The 14,796-nt window shown below is 67.9% G+C and carries 15 protein-coding genes and 1 pseudogene; 9 read left to right on the forward strand and 7 right to left on the reverse strand.

The window, feature by feature from the left end:
- The first annotated feature begins 11 nt into the window (after positions 1 to 11).
- From hemQ to GOALK_RS24145, 3 genes are all read left to right on the forward strand, one after another.
- Positions 12 to 707 carry a hydrogen peroxide-dependent heme synthase gene (hemQ, locus tag GOALK_RS02895; RefSeq protein ID WP_006357290.1) on the forward strand — a complete coding sequence of 232 codons (696 nt, stop codon included), beginning with the start codon at positions 12 to 14 and terminating at the stop codon, positions 705 to 707.
- 185 nt (positions 708 to 892) lie between these two features.
- Positions 893 to 1,174: a hypothetical protein gene (locus GOALK_RS02900; protein ID WP_006357291.1), complete on the forward strand. Its 282-nt coding sequence runs from the start codon at positions 893 to 895 to the stop codon at positions 1,172 to 1,174.
- Positions 1,175 to 1,414: 240 nt separating this feature from the next.
- Positions 1,415 to 1,567: a hypothetical protein gene (locus GOALK_RS24145; protein ID WP_231380832.1), complete on the forward strand. Its 153-nt coding sequence runs from the start codon at positions 1,415 to 1,417 to the stop codon at positions 1,565 to 1,567.
- Between the two features lie 202 nt (positions 1,568 to 1,769).
- Here the strand turns inward: GOALK_RS24145 and msrB are convergent, their stop codons facing one another.
- From msrB to GOALK_RS02925, 4 genes are all read right to left on the reverse strand, one after another.
- Positions 1,770 to 2,195, reverse strand: coding sequence for a peptide-methionine (R)-S-oxide reductase MsrB (gene msrB, locus GOALK_RS02910; RefSeq protein WP_006357292.1), 426 nt, complete (start codon positions 2,193 to 2,195; stop codon positions 1,770 to 1,772).
- Positions 2,196 to 2,246: 51 nt separating this feature from the next.
- Positions 2,247 to 3,515, reverse strand: a complete 1,269-nt coding sequence (locus GOALK_RS02915) for a glycosyltransferase family 87 protein (protein ID WP_006357293.1) — start codon at positions 3,513 to 3,515, stop codon at positions 2,247 to 2,249.
- Between the two features lie 70 nt (positions 3,516 to 3,585).
- A complete protein-coding gene (locus GOALK_RS02920) occupies positions 3,586 to 5,154 on the reverse strand; it encodes an alpha/beta hydrolase (RefSeq protein WP_232283137.1) in 1,569 nt (522 codons plus the stop codon).
- A 54-nt stretch (positions 5,155 to 5,208) separates the two neighbouring features.
- Positions 5,209 to 6,024, reverse strand: a complete 816-nt coding sequence (locus GOALK_RS02925; RefSeq protein WP_006357295.1) for a dihydrofolate reductase family protein — start codon at positions 6,022 to 6,024, stop codon at positions 5,209 to 5,211.
- A gap of 35 nt (positions 6,025 to 6,059) precedes the next feature.
- Here GOALK_RS02925 and zapE point away from each other — a divergent pair, with 35 nt between their 5' ends.
- Positions 6,060 to 7,073, forward strand: a complete 1,014-nt coding sequence (gene zapE, locus GOALK_RS02930; RefSeq protein WP_006357296.1) for a cell division protein ZapE — start codon at positions 6,060 to 6,062, stop codon at positions 7,071 to 7,073.
- A gap of 6 nt (positions 7,074 to 7,079) precedes the next feature.
- On the opposite strand, the gene GOALK_RS02935 is transcribed toward zapE, so the two are convergent.
- The 3 genes from GOALK_RS02935 to GOALK_RS02945 are packed head-to-tail and all read right to left on the reverse strand — an operon-like array spanning position 7,080 to position 10,481.
- Positions 7,080 to 7,643 (reverse strand): GNAT family N-acetyltransferase, encoded by a 564-nt coding sequence (locus GOALK_RS02935; protein WP_006357297.1) that lies wholly within the window; start codon positions 7,641 to 7,643, stop codon positions 7,080 to 7,082.
- Positions 7,640 to 8,482 carry a sulfurtransferase gene (locus GOALK_RS02940; RefSeq protein WP_006357298.1) on the reverse strand — a complete coding sequence of 281 codons (843 nt, stop codon included), beginning with the start codon at positions 8,480 to 8,482 and terminating at the stop codon, positions 7,640 to 7,642. The genes GOALK_RS02935 and GOALK_RS02940 overlap by 4 nt, the downstream gene beginning before the upstream one ends.
- A 37-nt stretch (positions 8,483 to 8,519) precedes the next feature.
- Positions 8,520 to 10,481, reverse strand: coding sequence for a flavin-containing monooxygenase (locus tag GOALK_RS02945; RefSeq protein ID WP_006357299.1), 1,962 nt, complete (start codon positions 10,479 to 10,481; stop codon positions 8,520 to 8,522).
- A 136-nt stretch (positions 10,482 to 10,617) separates the two neighbouring features.
- Here GOALK_RS02945 and GOALK_RS02950 point away from each other — a divergent pair, with 136 nt between their 5' ends.
- From GOALK_RS02950 to GOALK_RS02970, 5 genes and pseudogenes are all read left to right on the forward strand, one after another.
- The gene (locus tag GOALK_RS02950) at positions 10,618 to 11,256 is read left to right on the forward strand and encodes a nitroreductase family protein (RefSeq protein ID WP_006357300.1); all 639 of its coding nucleotides are present in this window, start codon (positions 10,618 to 10,620) and stop codon (positions 11,254 to 11,256) included.
- Positions 11,253 to 12,860 carry a class I adenylate-forming enzyme family protein gene (locus GOALK_RS02955; RefSeq protein WP_040003954.1) on the forward strand — a complete coding sequence of 536 codons (1,608 nt, stop codon included), beginning with the start codon at positions 11,253 to 11,255 and terminating at the stop codon, positions 12,858 to 12,860. The genes GOALK_RS02950 and GOALK_RS02955 overlap by 4 nt, the downstream gene beginning before the upstream one ends.
- A complete protein-coding gene (locus tag GOALK_RS02960; RefSeq protein WP_006357302.1) occupies positions 12,841 to 13,479 on the forward strand; it encodes a TetR/AcrR family transcriptional regulator in 639 nt (212 codons plus the stop codon). Before GOALK_RS02955 ends, GOALK_RS02960 begins: the two co-directional genes overlap by 20 nt.
- Positions 13,476 to 14,585 carry a CaiB/BaiF CoA transferase family protein gene (locus GOALK_RS02965; protein WP_006357303.1) on the forward strand — a complete coding sequence of 370 codons (1,110 nt, stop codon included), beginning with the start codon at positions 13,476 to 13,478 and terminating at the stop codon, positions 14,583 to 14,585. The genes GOALK_RS02960 and GOALK_RS02965 overlap by 4 nt, the downstream gene beginning before the upstream one ends.
- A pseudogene (locus GOALK_RS02970) lies at positions 14,582 to 14,796 on the forward strand (4-coumarate--CoA ligase family protein); the annotation flags it as partial. The gene GOALK_RS02965 and the pseudogene GOALK_RS02970, both read left to right, overlap by 4 nt.

A 14,796-nucleotide genomic window follows, 5' to 3' on the forward strand; every position in this document is an offset into this window, starting at 1 on the left:
CCATGTCAGTCATGGCCCGCTTGGATTATGCAGAACTCAATTCCACGATCCGCTACCTGATGTTCTCGGTGTTCGCCGTTCGCCCCGGCGAGCTCGGCACCGACCGGGACCAGGCCAAGTCGGATGCCGCCGACTTCTTCAAGTCCCTCGAGGACACCGGCGTCGTGGTCCGCGGCGTGTACGACGTGTCGGGTCTCCGCGCCGACGCCGACTTCATGATCTGGTGGCATGCCGCCGGCGTCGAGTCCATCCAGGCCGCCTACGCGAAGTTCCGGCGCGAGACCGTCCTCGGCCGTGCCTGCAACCCGGTGTGGAGCAACGTGGCGCTGCACCGTCCCGCGGAGTTCAACAAGAGCCACATCCCGGCCTTCCTCGCCGGTGAGGAAGCGGGCAACTACATCTGCGTGTACCCGTTCGTGCGATCCTACGAGTGGTACCTGCTGCCCGACGAGGAGCGTCGCAAGATGCTCGCCGACCACGGCAAGGCCGCCCGCGAGTACAAGGACGTCCGCGCCAACACGGTGTCGTCGTTCGCCCTCGGCGACTACGAGTGGCTGCTGGCCTTCGAGGCACCGGAACTGCATCGCATCGTCGATCTGATGCGTGACCTGCGCGCCACCGAGGCCCGTATGCATGTTCGGGAGGAGACGCCGTTCTTCACCGGGCCGCGCGTCGAGGTCTCGGCGCTCATCGACGCCCTGCCCTGACCGAGAGACCTCCAGCAGGGGCACCCGCGATCACCGCGGGTGCCCCTGCTTTTTGTGGGGAGTGACCTGTGTCGCCCGGTTAGATGAAAAGCGGACAAAACTCCTGCGGATCAGATCACGGTGAGCGAAAGGTGAATGGAGCCTCAAGAAGAGGTAACGAATTGCTCTCGATCTGGAGGAAGCACATGGTCCGAATCGCTCCCGCGGCCCGGGTTGTCGCCGGCCTGATGTTCTCGGCGGCGCTCGCCGGTGGCGTCGCAACCGCGAATGCCGAACCGTGCAAGATGAATCTCGCCAACGGTCAGCACGCTCCCTGCGCGCCTGAAGTCATCTCGCATGTACCCGGCGACCCGGGCGGCGGCAACGACCCGGCATCCGATCCGGCGTCGTTCGAGCATGTGCTGGTGGAGCCGGCTTGGCCCATTGTCGAGGAGTCGACCGAACCCGAGCGGTCGCCCGCGGTGTGATGGCCCAGTTGCCTACCGTTGAAGGGGGCACCCGCGGACACCGCGGGTGCCCCCTTTTTCTGGGTGGAGTTTCCCGATTCTTCTTGAATATGGCTGTGGCACAAGTGACTTGGTCGACCGACCCAGGTCGCCGCAAAGGGTGAAAAACGGACAAAACGCCATAAGTTCTGTTATGACGGGAGTGTGAGCTTCGTCTCACGAGGGACACAGCACCGTTCTACCCGACGTGAAGGAACCCCCATGACCCATCTCGTCCCCGCGGTCCGCATCATCGCAGCACTGATGTTCTCGGCTGCACTGGCCGGCGGCGTCGCGACCGCGAACGCCACGATCCTGGCTCGTTCGAACACACGCCGCTGGACCGGATCTCGCCTGTCGCGGCTCCGCCCGTAGAGGAGCCGGTCGACGACCACCAGATCGACATCCCGCAGCCCGAGGAGAAGGACCCGGACAAGGAGAAGGAAGAGAAGGCGCAGAAGGAGAAGGAAGAGCGGGAGGCCAAGGAAAAGGAAGAGCGGGAGGCGAAGGAAAAGGAGCAGAAGGAGAAGGAGCAGAACGGCTAGTCCTGCTTCGTCCGACCTGCTGTGCTACAGCGCTACTCGGCCGGCTCGAGTTTCAGGCTGATCGAGTTGATGCAGTAGCGCAGGTCGGTGGGGGTGTCGTAGCCCTCGCCGGCGAACACATGCCCCAGGTGACTCTTGCAGTTCGCGCAGAGCACCTCGACCCGCTTCATGCCGAGCGAGTTGTCCTCGACCTCGATGATCTTGTCGCCGGCGAGGGGTGAGAAGAACGACGGCCAGCCGCAGTGGGATTCGAATTTCTGCTCGCTGCGGAACAACTCCGTGTCGCACGCCCGGCAGCGGTAGACGCCGACCGTCTTGGTGTCGGTGTACTCACCGGTGAAGGGTGCTTCGGTGCCGGCCTGGCGCAGGACACGGTACTCGGCCGGGGTCAGGCGCTGCTTCCACTCCTCGTCGGTGAGTGTCGCGAGGTTCTCGGTCTCGGGCATGCTGTCGGTCATGGGTTCCACGTTAGCGCGGCATGCACCTCGGTAGCGCGGCGCGCGGCGGCGCTACTTCGAGAGCGACAGCGAGTCGTCGGACTTCGCCGTCGGTGCCGGGGGAGCGTCGGTCTCCGACCGCATCACCACGTCCTCACCGGCGACGCCGTCGGATCGCATGTCGAGCCAGCGGAACAGCAGCGAGCAGAACACCGCGATCATGAGCAGCGACCATCCCCAGGTCACCTTGTTGTACTCGACCATCCAGCCGAAGGCCGTCCACCGCTGCGAGTAGAAGCTGTCGAACGTCATGCAGCCGTACACGCCGAGCCAGGCAGGCCAGTTCCGCATCGCCGACCCCGGAAGCAACACCGTCATCAGCAGCGGGAACAGCAGCATCGAGTAGTAGCCCTGGCCGAGCGAACCCACCAGGAACGCGGTGCCCAGCAGCACGCCCGACGATGTCGCGAGCCACAGCAGCTCGTTGGTCTTGCGGTAGTAACGGTAGAGGAACCACAGGGAGAACGCGGCCATCACCACGAAGGCGGCGCGCAACAGCAGCACCAGCCACGGCGAGACCCCGAAGTAGGCGCCGTTGCCGGCGATCGAGCTGTTGTAGTAGTCGCGGGCCTCGCCGAGGTAGGGAACAGTCCGGCTGATGAATGCGTCGGCGTCGACCGAGAGCGGCCAGGCGACCGCGGTCAGCACGAGGGGGACCACGACGGCGAAGACGAACACCCGCCACTGCCGGTTGAGCAGGGGGAGAAGCATCAGTGGAGCCAGAATCGGTTTCACCGCGATCGTCAGGCCCATCGGGACACCGGCCCACCAGTCGTGCCGTGAGCGCATCAGCATGAGGAATGCGATCATGCCGAGAAGGACGAACGAGTTGAAGTTCGTGAAGATCAGGGTGTGCGAGACGGTTTCGGTGAAGAAGAACACGAACAGGACCGTCGGCATCACCCAGGAGTTCAGGGCGTACCCGAACATCCGGGTCAACAGGTAGGCGGAGATCAGCAGTGCCACCACGCTGACCGCGATGAACGCCCAGCGGGCACGTTCGTAGTCGATGATCGCCACCGGCGCCATCAGCAGGGTGCCCGACGGCGGGTACAGGTAGTGCGGGTCGACCGTGGCGTAGTTCTCGCCGTAGACGGGCAGGTTGTTCAGAAAGTTGTAGGCCGCCGCGTACACCGGCTTGAAATCGTCGGTGCGGTCGCCGTTGACGCCGAGGAACACCGACCGGTGCACCACCATGAGCAGGCTGATCGGCCACAGGATCATCGGGATGATCCGTTGCGCGCTCATCTGGGGATACAGATACCTGTCGAGATTGGCCACCCGCGCACCGTACTACGAGCGGGTCGGGACCTTCCGCAGAACCCTCCGGGCCGGTGCCGGTCACGGGTGGTCAGGCGGGGCAACCCCGCTGGGTCGGTCCTTCGAGCGGTGCCTTCTTCACGTACTCGGCGGCGACCTGTGCCGCGCAGGCGCTTCGGCCCAGCACCGAGAAGCCCAGTCCGTCCCAGCTGACGGTCACCGGTTCGGCTCCGGCGTTCATGAACAGCGGCACGAGCGTGCCCGCGCCGCTACCGCCGTTGATGGGGTCCCGGGTGCCGTTGAGGACCAGCGGGTCGGCGGGCAGTGACGACGGGGGACGGACGGCGGTGCCCGACGCCCAGCCGTTGCAGCGGACCAGCGACAGCGCGCTGTCGGAGCCGGTCAGCGGACTCTGCTTGGTCCAGGCCTCGACGAGGCCGGGGATCTCGTTCTGACCCACCGGGCCGGTGACGTCGTTGCAGCGCGAGACCAGGGCGCCGTCGGTCGTCCGTAGGGCTGCGGCCCGGTCGGCCAGCCGGACCAGCTCACCGGTGTCGCCGCGGTCGGCGGCGGTGATGGCTCGGGACAGGTCGAGCAGTGCCTCGGGGCGATCCGAGGCGACGGCGAGCGTGGTGGTGATGGCGTTGAGAGCGGTGGTGTCCGACAGTCCGTCCAGGCGTCCGGCGCGCGCCTTGGTGAGCAGACCGGTCATCACCCGCACTCCGTTGGTGCCGAGCGTGCAACCGTCCAGCGTCGAGCATCGCTGCGCGAATCCCTGCAGCGCGGTCTGCACACCCTGGGCGCGCAGGAGCGCGCGATCGCGGGCGTTCGCGCCGAAGGGCGTCGGGGTGTCGAGGATGATGCGTCCCGCGCGGCCGCCGTAGAGGGAGGAGTACGCGAGGACGACGTCGGAGCCCTCACCGACGCCGATGAGACCCAGGTGCTCGACGCCCCACCGCTGCCGGAGTGTCTCGAGGTCGGCTGCGGCGAACTGTGCGCCGAAGTTGAGTTGGTAGGGCGTCAGTGTCTCGGTACAGCCGTCCGAGGCCGACGACGCGGCCGCGGCGAGCCGCGAGATGCGTGCCTGGGTGGTGGTCCCGCGCGTGGTGAGCCCGTTGTCGGCGATCGTGCTCCGCTCGAGCCGGGTCATGCAGTCGAGGTCCTCGCTCTGGGGGATGCCGCGATGGTCGACGGCCACCACGGGGTGGGCGTCGACGAAGGCCCGGCCCGGACCGGACGACATCACCATCAGCGTCCGCGACGACGGGAGATCCGATCCCGAGGTGAGGACGAGCGGCGGCGCGTCGGCGGGCGTCGCCGCGGTGCGGGCCCGGGTCGCCGCGATCCGCACGACCTCACCGTCGGGCTTGTTCCGGTCGACAGGGGAGTCGAACTCCGCGCATTCGATGGTCACCCCGGCCGGACGGGCGACCCCGTAGCGTCCGGCCGTCCCTGCCGCACAGTCCGACCACTCGAGGTCGGACTTCGGTACGGCGAGCGCCGGCGCCGGGGGCGGTGCGGACGACGAGGGTGCGGGACCCTGACCGCCGCCGCCACCGGGGATGAGTTCGGGGCCCCGGTCGGGGCCCACGGCGCACGACGACACGAGGATCGCGACGATCACACCCAGGACTGCCGTGACGGCGTGCGCTCTTCGCATGTCCGCGAGCGTAGTCAACGACGCCGGGCGACGGTCGTGCAGTGATCCGTTCGGTCAGTGGATGGACGACCGGCCGTGACGCAGCCAGCGCGTGAAGACGTAACCGTCGTCGTCGGTGATGATCGCGGCCGGTGACATCCCCTTGAGGGTGGCGGTGTCCTCCCCGTCCCCGGTGCGGGTGACGATGCGTCCCGCGCGCCCGCCGGCCAGATGGGGGCTGGTCGTCAGGCACAGTTCGTCGAGCAGGTCGTCGGCGATGATCGAACCGAGCAGGCTCGGGCCGCCCTCGCAGAGCACCCGCGGCCGGCCCCGCTTCCCGCACGTCTCGATCAGTGTCGACGTCTCGACGTCGTCCTCGCCGCAGTCGATCAGGGTGGCACCGGCGTCGACGAGCGCGGCGCGACGATCCGCGGGGGCCGACGCGCAGGTGAGTACGACGGTGTCGGGGTGACTCAGCGGCGGGTAATCCGGCGGGATCGAGAGCGACCGCGACACCAGGGCGAGCGCGGGCGCGGGTGTCTGTCCGTTCTCCTCCCGGAGGTCCGCGAACGCCTCGTCGGGTTGCGGTTGGCGGTATCCCTCGGTGGTCGCCGTCCCGGCGCCGACGAGGATGACGTCGGCGAGTCCGCGCAAGACCCGGAAGACGGTCTTGTCTCCGTCGCCGCCGAGGCCGCCCGACTTCCCGTCGTGGGTGGCGGCGCCGTCGATCGAGGCCACCATGTTGGCCCGCACGAAGGGGGCCGCGGCGCCGGGCCCCTCCGACGGCCGTGGTGGATAGCGGTAGTGCTCGGCCAGCCGGAGCAGAATGTCGTTCCCCGTCTGATCGGACTCCGCGGATGTGACCTGGGTCGCTTTCTGCAGGTGGAACATGCATCCATCATTCCGCGGATGGCTACTCTCCACACATGGCGGCCCGACTTTGCGATCGCAACCCTGCGACCTCGCCGGACGCACTCATCGACGAGATGGTGCCTCCGTCGACCTTCGACGAGGTGAGTTTCGACTCCTACATTCCCGATCCGAAGGAGCCCTCGCAGGCCCAGGCGGTCGCGAAAGCGCGCGACTTCGTCGCGCGGGCGTCGAAGGCGCGCTCGGGGAAGAAGGGGCTCTTCTCGCGCAAGGCCCCCGCGCAGGGCATCGGGCTGTACCTCGACGGCGGGTTCGGCGTCGGCAAGACCCACCTCCTCGCCTCGATCTACCACTCCATGCCCGAGCCGAAGTCGTTCGCGACCTTCGTCGAGGTCACCCACGTGGTGGGTGCGCTCGGCTTCGTGAACGCGGTGGAACGGCTGTCGAAGCACACGGTGCTCTGCATCGACGAGTTCGAACTCGACGATCCCGGTGACACGATGCTGGTGTCCCGACTGCTCACCGAGCTCACCGCCAAGGGTGTGTCGGTGGTCGCCACCTCGAACACCCTGCCCGGCCAGCTCGGCGAGGGCCGCTTCGCAGCGCAGGACTTCCTGCGCGAGATCCGCAAGCTCTCGGCGGTGTTCGAGACCATCCGCGTCGACGGCCCCGACTATCGTCACCGCGACCTGCCGCCGGCCCCGGACCCACGCACGGAGTCCGAGCTGGCCGACATCGCCGACTCCACCGAGGGCGCGACCCTCGACGAATTCGATGCACTGTGCGATCACCTGAGCACGCTGCATCCGTCCAAGTACAAGGACCTCGTCGACGGCGTCTCGCTGGTCTGCATCAACGGTGTCCACCCTGCGAAGGACCAGTCGGTGGCCCTGCGGCTCGTGGTGCTCGCCGACCGCCTCTACGACGCGCACATCCCGGTGACGGTGTCCGGCGCCAAGCTCGACGAGATCTTCACCGACGAGATGCTCGCCGGTGGTTACCGCAAGAAGTATCTGCGCGCGACGTCGCGCCTGCTGGCCCTGTCGCGGTTCGCCGAATCTGCTGCCTGAGAGGTCTTACAGCTTCTGTGTGAACACGTAGTCGTGTTCGACGCTGCCCCCGAGGTCGAAGGTCCGCACCCCGGCGCGGGTGAAACCCGTTTTGGCGTAGAACTTCTGGGCCCGTTCGTTGAGCTGGTTCACCCCGAGCCAGACGACGACGCTCCCGCGGTCTCGGGCACGATCGAGCGCCGCTTCCATGAGCGCACGCGACGGGCTGAGACCGGGACGCGCATGATGGTCGGGGAGTACGTACATCTTCGACACCTCGCTCGCCGGCCGCTCCGGGACTATCTCGGCGACAACGGGATTCGACGGATCGCCGTGCAGCACCAGTCCATAGCCGATGACCGGGCCGTCATCGCCGTCCCGGACGACGAGCACGTCGGCGTCCGGGTCGGCGATGTAGCCGCGAAAGTTCTTCTCACCGAGATTGGTCGCGATGAACTGGGCGATGTCCTCGGCCGCGGCGTGCGGCGGGCACGCCAGGGGGAAGGTCGCGCCGGCGACCTCGGCCACCGACGCCGCCCGGTCGGGATCGGTGAGGAGTTCGACGGTCGCCGCGGGATGAGTCGGCGTCATGACCGCGAATCGGCCGACGACAGCGGACGATCCGGGTCCGCGGTCCAGGCGTTCATCGACCCGTCGTACACCGCGACATCGTCGCGACCGAGTGCCTTCAGCGCAAATGCCGCTGCGGTGGCGGCGATCCCGCCGCCGCAGTAGGTGACCGGGCGCACCGTCGGGTCGAGGGCGCCCGCGTCGGCGAACAGTCCGCGCAGTTCGTCGAGCGGCTTCAGCGTGCCCGCCTCGTCGACGAGTTCGCCGAACGGGACGTTGACGCTGCTCGGGATGTGGCCGCCGGCGAACGACTCCCGGTCGAGGGCATTGACCAGCAGCACCGACGATTCGGCGGTCGCCGTGACGACCTCGTCGGTCGACGCGATCCGCTCCGGGCGGCGGTGTGCGGTGAAAGTGGCCGCCGGATGGGTGGATTCACCGGTCTCGGTGGGGAGCCCCGCTGCCACCCAGGCGTTGTACCCGCCGTCGAGGACGACGACGTCGTCGAAGCCCTCGAGGCCGAACTGCCACCACAGTCGTGTCGCCCAGATGCCGTTGACCGTGTCGTAGACGACGACGGTCGAGTCGTTGCCGATCCCGGCCGCGCCGACCGCCGCGGCGAAGTTCTCCGACGACGCCGCTGCGAACGGGGCCTCGCCATTCGGATCGGACAACTCGGTGATCTGGTCGAGGAACACCGCACCGGGCAGGTGCCCCTGCAGGTAGGTGTCGCGGCCGGAGCGGACGTGCGCGCCGTCGGCGTCGAAGCTCAGGTGGACCGTCGCGTCGACGATGCGCAGACGTCCCTCGCCGAGGCGCTTCTGCAGTTCGTTCGGGGTGATGAGCGGTGCGGGGGTCATGCCTGACACGGTAGTCCCGCCGTGCCTGCGCCGGTTCTCAGGGATCGAGCGGTTCGGCCGTCATCGGTTCGGTGTGGAAGTCGGCGAGATCGACGTGGCGGGTCTTGGCCCAGTAGTCGACGATCCGCCACGGCAGCACCGCCACGACCCGACCGTCGGGGTTGCGGTACCAGTTGGTCATCGCGGGATGCGTCCACACCATCTGTGCGTGCGCGCGGTCGACGGCGTCGTTGTACTCGTCGGTGACGTCGCGTCGCACCTCGAGGGCACCGAGCCGGCGCTCGATCATGGCGCGGATGGCGTCGCAGACGTAGCGCACCTGGTACTCGAGGATGCTGATGAAGCTGCCCCCGTGTCCCAGTGCGGTGTTGGGGCCGGTGAGGATGAACAGGTTGGGGAAGTCCGGCGCAGTGATGCCGAGGTAGGCGTACGCGTCGTGATCGCCCCAGGCCTCGACCGTCGTCTTGCCGCTGCGACCGACGACGTCCATCGGGTACAGGTAGCGGTCGCTGTGGAAGCCGGTCGCGAACACGATGATGTCGAAGTCGTGTGCCCGGCCGGTGCTGTCGACGAGACCGGTCTCGGTGACGGAGTCCACGCCGTGCCCCACCAGCTCGACGTCGGGCTGCCGCAACATGCGAAACCAGCCGTTGTCCAACAGCATTCGTTTGCCGAAGGGCGGGTAGTCCGGCGTCGACAGCTCGACGAGATCGTCGCGGTCGCCGAGCTCGCTGCGCATGTACCGCAGGTAGAACTCGCGGTGACCGTGATTCACGGCGTTGATCGACGCGGTGGGTTCGGGCCATTCGGGGTCGACGTGCAGGGTGGAGTGGACGTTGTCGTTGAAGATCCAGGACAGCCGCGCGCGGTACCACTCCCGGTAGCCGGGCAGGTTGTTCATCAGCCAGTGCACGCTGTCGCCGACCGGCGCGAAGTAGTCGTCGTTGGGGGCGATCCACTGCGGCGACCGCTGGAAGATCGTCAGCGATCCGACCTTGTCGACGATGGCGGGGCCGATCTGCATCGCCGACGCACCGGAGCCGACGATGGCGACGCGTTTGCCGGCCAGGGCGCCGGGCTCGTCGAGTTCGGTGGGCCAGTGGGCGGAGTGGAACATCTTGCCGGTGAAGGTGTCCATGCCGGCGAGCGCGGGGAGCTTGGGCCGGTTGAGGATGCCGACCGCGCTGATCAGGATGCGTGAGGTGAGGGTGCTCTCGTTTCCGTCCCGGTCGCGGACCCGGACGACCCACTGCTGGGCGGCGGAGTCGTAGGCCGCGGAGAGGACCTCGGTGCCGAATCGGACGCGGTCGCGCACCGCGTGGCGGTCGGCGAAGGCCTGCAGATAGCCCTGGACCTCGTCGCGCTTGCCGAAGTGGGTGGACCAGTCGTGGTCGAACGACGAGATCGAGTACAGGTAGCTCGGGGTGTCGACGCCGGCGCCCGGGTACTGGTTCTCGTACCAGGAGCCGCCGACCTCGTCGTTCTTCTCCAGGACGGTGTGCTCGATGCCGGCGTCGGCGAGCTGGGTGGAGATCAGCATCCCGGCCACGCCGGCGCCGATGACCAGGGCGTTCATCGTCGAGCCGAGCTCGTCGGGCAGCGCTGGCAGGTGGGTGCCGCGCAGGTCGCCCCGCACGATCTCGCTCATCATCGGCGCGAACTCCGGTGCCACCGGTTCGCCGGCTGTGAAGGACATCAGTGCGGCGACGAGTTCCTCGTCGGCCGGCACGCGTGCCGGTGAGCCCTGCTCGTACCAGTCCTCGAGGGCGTCGACGACGGCGTCGCGGATCTCGGCCTGCACGTCCGCGGGCAGGCCGCCGGTCGAGTTGTCGTCCATGCCGCGGCTACGGGTCGGACGGTAGCGGTCGGCCAGCCAGCGGCGATCCCCGGTCATCTCCACCAGCACGGCGAGCAGCGTCGGGATGTTGCCCGCGTCGACCGCGGTCCGGATCTCCGAGGGGGCCGGACGCGTCGCCGGGCGGGTGGAAACTGAAGTCATAGCTGCAACTAACCACTGTTAGTCCCGTTTCGTCAACAGGAGGAAAGTCTCGATTTCCGATGCTTGACTGCCGCTATCTCGTGTGGAACTGTGTCCCCAGTCATACTAACAACGGTTAGTGATCACGGAGGTTGACATGGAACTCAGCGAGGCAATGCGCACCACGGGCACATGCCGCTACTTCAGCGACAAGCCTGTCGAGGACGAGGTGTTCTACCGGGCGTTCGACGACGCGCGCTTCGGTCCGCAAGGCGGGAACCGCCAGCCGGTCCGCTGGGTCGTCGTCCGTGATGACGTCACCAAGAAGGCACTCGCCGACCTCTACCTGCCCTTCTGGGAGCCGTACTACAACTCGATCCTCGAGGGCTCCAAGAAGGTCGGCGCCGTCCCGAAGACCATCGAGAGCGCCAACTACTTCGCCCATCACCTCGCCGAGGTGCCCGCCCTCGTCGTGGTGTGCGCCGAGGCGGAAGGGCTGCATCCCACCGACCACGAACTCGGCCGGCTCAGCGTCGTCGGCGGCGCGTCGATCTACCCGAGCGTGCAGAACCTGACCCTTGCGCTGCGGCAGCAGGGCGTCGCCACCGCACTCACCACTCTGCTGTGTGCGGCCGAGAACGAGGTCAAGGAACTGCTCGGCATCCCGGACGAGTACATCACCGCGGCACACATCGCGGTCGGCTACCCGCGCAACGGTTTCCCGCGCAAGCTCACCCGCAGCCCGGTCGAGGAGATCGCCTTCCTCGACCGGTTCGACAATCGGATGTTCGCGTGAGTGCCCCAGCCGTGACGGACGACCGCAAGCTCACCCGAACCCAGACGTCGCCGCTCGGACGCGCGACGATCGGTGATCAGCTCCGCAGGCTCTCGCGGTCGCAGGGCGACAAGCCCGCGATCATCGCCTACGACGCGGCCGGCGGCCGCACGTCGACCAGCTACGGCGACCTCGATCGCATGGCCAACCGCGTTGCCCACGTCCTCGTCGACCTCGGCGTCCGGCGCGGCGACCGAGTCGCGGTGATGAGCCGCAACCGCGTCGAGACCGTCGCGTCGTACTACGGCGCGCTGAAGGTCGGCGCGGCATACTCCGGTGTCAGCCCGATGTTCCGCGAGAAGGAGATCGCCCAGCAGCTGGGTCATCTCGAGCCCGCGGTCCTCGTCGTCGAACGTGACCTGGCACCTCTGGCCGGTCCGATCGCCGACAGCCTCGGCGTCTCGGTTCTCGTCGTCGGGGAGTCGGGATCGGATTCGTGGAACTCCTTCGACGAGCTGGTCGGGCAGGCTGACGACGCCGAACCCGACTGTGACGTCGACGAACACGATCTGGCGATGATCGTCTACACCAGCGGTACCGAGTCGACCCCCAAGGGTGTCGAGATCGCGCACCGCAACTACCTGATCTCCACCGCACCCGCGTACACCTGGGGTCTGCGTTGTCAGAACGACGACGTCTGGCTGTACGTCATGCCGTTCCACACGATCGCGGGTATCGGATCGCTGACCTCGCTGACCCTGCTCGGCGCCACGCTCGTGCTACCGGCCGCGGTCGACCCGGCGACGTCGCTGCGGATGATCCGCGACGAGAAGATCTCGGTGCTCGCCCAGACCCCGACCTTCTTCATCGCCCTCGCCAACCACGCCGACTTCGGGCCCGACACCGTCGGGACGGTCCGCCGGTGTCTGACCTACGGCGGTCAGGTGTCGCCGCATGCCGTCGACGCATGGGCCACCGCCACGCCGGAGTCGGTGTGGGGCACCTACTGGGGCCAGTCCGAACTCACCCAGCTGGGCTCGGTCGGGTGGTTCAAGCGGCTCGAGGACGTGCCCGGACAGGACCCGACGTGGATCGGCAAGCCGGTGGGCCATCTCGAGGTGCGCGTGGTCGACGCCGACGGCAACGAGGCCGAAGAGGGTGAACTCCTCTGTCGTACACCGTCGGTCATGCTCGGCTATCACAGGGACCCGGAGAAGACCGCGCAGGTCCTCGAAGGTGGTTGGGTGCACACCGGCGACATCGTGCGCATCGACGACGAGGGCAACATGTTCTTCCGCGACCGGCGCAAGGACATGATCAAGACCGGCGGATACAACGTCGCCTCCCAGGAGGTCGAGCGTGTGCTGCAGGCGCATCCCGACGTCGAACGGGCCGCGGTCGTCGGCCTGCCCGATCCGTACTGGTCCGAGGCCGTCACCGGTTTCGTCGTGCTGCGTGCGGGTACCTCGGTGTCCGCGGAGGACATCCGCGAGTACTGCCGCACCGACCTGGCGTCGTACAAGGTCCCCAAGGCGGTGCACATCGTCGACGAACTGCCGACCGACGCCCAGGGCAAGTTGCTCAAGCGTGAGTTGAGGAGAGCCCATGGAACCCCTCAGGGCTGACGCCGCCGAGGCCGCCGTCTCGAAAGCGGCGGTGGCGGAAGAGCGTCCGCGGACCCGCCGGGACGAGATCGTGGAGGCCGCCGCACGGTATTTCGCCGAGCACGGTTACGCGAACGCGGGGATGCGCGACATCGCCGAGGCCGTCGGCATGCGAGGTGCGAGCCTCTACAACCACTTCCACTCGAAAGAGGAGATCCTCTACGCCATCGCGTTGCGGATGACCGAGGACCCGCAGCAGGATCTGCTGGTGCTCGACGGCGAGGGCGGCCCGGTCCAGCGCCTCACCGGCCTGGTGGAGGCGCATGTCCGGAGGCTCGCGCGGTACCGGGTGGAACACCTTGTGGCGCTGCGGGAACTGTCCGCCTTGACGCCTGAACACCGCCGGGCGGTCACCGACTACCGCAAGTACTACCAGCGGCGCATCCGCGACGTGATCGAGGCGGGCGCCCGCATGGGCGTGTTCGAGGTGCGCGATGCCCATCAGTCCGCGATCGCGGTGCTCGACCTGATGAACGGCATCAGCTGGTGGCTGCGCGACGAGCACGATGTCGACCAGTTGGTCAGCGACTACGTCGATTTCACGATCCGCGGCGTCCTGCACCACCAGGCGGGTTCGTGAGCGGTCCGCTCGCCGGCGTGCGCGTGGTCGAGATGCCGGGCCTGGGTCCGACACCGCACGCCGCGATGATGCTCGCCGACCTCGGCGCCGACGTCATCCGGATCCGACGCCCCGGCCCCGAGACCCCGGGTCCCGACGGCATCGTCGACGCGGACGCCGGTCTCTACCGGTCCCGGCGCAGCGTCGAGGCCGATCTCAAGGACCCCGCCGACCTGAACCGCATCCGCGAGATGATCCGGCGCGCGGACATCCTCATCGAGGGTTTCCGGCCGGGCGTGATGGAACGCCTCGGCCTCGGACCCGAGATCTGTGACGATGCAACGCAACTCGTGTACGCCCGCATGACCGGGTGGGGTCAGGACGGCGACCGCGCGATGCTCGCCGGACACGACATCAACTACCTGGCCGTGACCGGCGTGCTCGAGGCGATGGGCCCGGCCGGATCACCACCCGTACCGCCGCTGTCCCTGGCCGGTGATTTCGGCGGGGGATCGATGCTGCTCGTGGTCGGCGTACTGGCCGCGCTGCACGACCGGTCGCGGACCGGACGCGGGCAGGTCGTCGACGCCGCGATGGTCGACGGTGCCGGTCTGCTCGCCCAACTGCAGTGGTCGTGGAAGGCCGCCGGTCGCTGGGTGTCCCGATCGGAGGGCAACCTGCTCGACGGTTCCGCCCCCTTCTATGCGACCTACGAGTGTGCGGACGGCCGCTTCGTCGCCGTCGGCGCGCTCGAGGAGAAGTTCTGGCGCAACCTGATCGGCACGCTCGGTCTGGCCGACCTGCCCGACCGCTGGGACCGCGCGCACTGGCCGGTCATCTCCGCCGCGCTCGCCGCCCGGTTCGCCGCGCGCACCCGTGATGAGTGGGCCGCTGAGTTCGCCGGCGTCGACGCGTGCCTCACCCCGGTGCTCGACTTCGACGAGGCGGCCGCCGATCCCGTTGCGCAGCAACGCGTCAGCTACGTCACGGTCGATGACGCCGTGCAGCCCGCACCCGCTCCGCGGTTCTCGCGAACCGTACTGCCCACGCCGTCAGGGAGTTCGACCGCAGACCTGACGCAGATCCTCGATCAATGGTCGACCGATTCACCTGTGGAGGTGTCGTGAGTTTCACCAGCCCGTTCCCCGACGTCGAGATCCCCGAGGTCAGCGTCCACGAATTCCTGTTCGGTTCGATCGCCGACGACGAGCTCGGGCGTACCGCTCTGGTGGACCCGAAGTCCGGTGCGGTGACGTCGTATCGAGAGCTGATCACTCAGATCGACGCGGTCGCCGGCTGGCTGGCGTCGCGGGGGATCGGGGTGGGCGACGTGGTGGG

This window comes from Gordonia alkanivorans NBRC 16433, from assembly GCF_000225505.1.
GTDB classification, from domain to species: domain Bacteria; phylum Actinomycetota; class Actinomycetes; order Mycobacteriales; family Mycobacteriaceae; genus Gordonia; species Gordonia alkanivorans.

Excerpts from the sequence above, each read along its gene's own strand:
- GOALK_RS02935 (WP_006357297.1), bottom strand. The coding sequence starts at position 7,643 with ATGACGCCGACTCATCCCGCGGCGACCGTCGAACTCCTCACCGATCCC.
- GOALK_RS02920 (WP_232283137.1), bottom strand. The coding sequence starts at position 5,154 with ATGCGAAGAGCGCACGCCGTCACGGCAGTCCTGGGTGTGATCGTCGCG.
- msrB (WP_006357292.1), bottom strand. The coding sequence starts at position 2,195 with ATGACCGACAGCATGCCCGAGACCGAGAACCTCGCGACACTCACCGAC.
- GOALK_RS24145 (WP_231380832.1), top strand. The coding sequence starts at position 1,415 with ATGACCCATCTCGTCCCCGCGGTCCGCATCATCGCAGCACTGATGTTC.
- GOALK_RS02900 (WP_006357291.1), top strand. The coding sequence starts at position 893 with ATGGTCCGAATCGCTCCCGCGGCCCGGGTTGTCGCCGGCCTGATGTTC.
- GOALK_RS02950 (WP_006357300.1), top strand. The coding sequence starts at position 10,618 with ATGGAACTCAGCGAGGCAATGCGCACCACGGGCACATGCCGCTACTTC.
- GOALK_RS02960 (WP_006357302.1), top strand. The coding sequence starts at position 12,841 with ATGGAACCCCTCAGGGCTGACGCCGCCGAGGCCGCCGTCTCGAAAGCG.
- GOALK_RS02945 (WP_006357299.1), bottom strand. The coding sequence starts at position 10,481 with ATGACTTCAGTTTCCACCCGCCCGGCGACGCGTCCGGCCCCCTCGGAG.
- hemQ (WP_006357290.1), top strand. The coding sequence starts at position 12 with ATGGCCCGCTTGGATTATGCAGAACTCAATTCCACGATCCGCTACCTG.
- GOALK_RS02925 (WP_006357295.1), bottom strand. The coding sequence starts at position 6,024 with ATGTTCCACCTGCAGAAAGCGACCCAGGTCACATCCGCGGAGTCCGAT.
- GOALK_RS02940 (WP_006357298.1), bottom strand. The coding sequence starts at position 8,482 with ATGACCCCCGCACCGCTCATCACCCCGAACGAACTGCAGAAGCGCCTC.
- zapE (WP_006357296.1), top strand. The coding sequence starts at position 6,060 with ATGGCGGCCCGACTTTGCGATCGCAACCCTGCGACCTCGCCGGACGCA.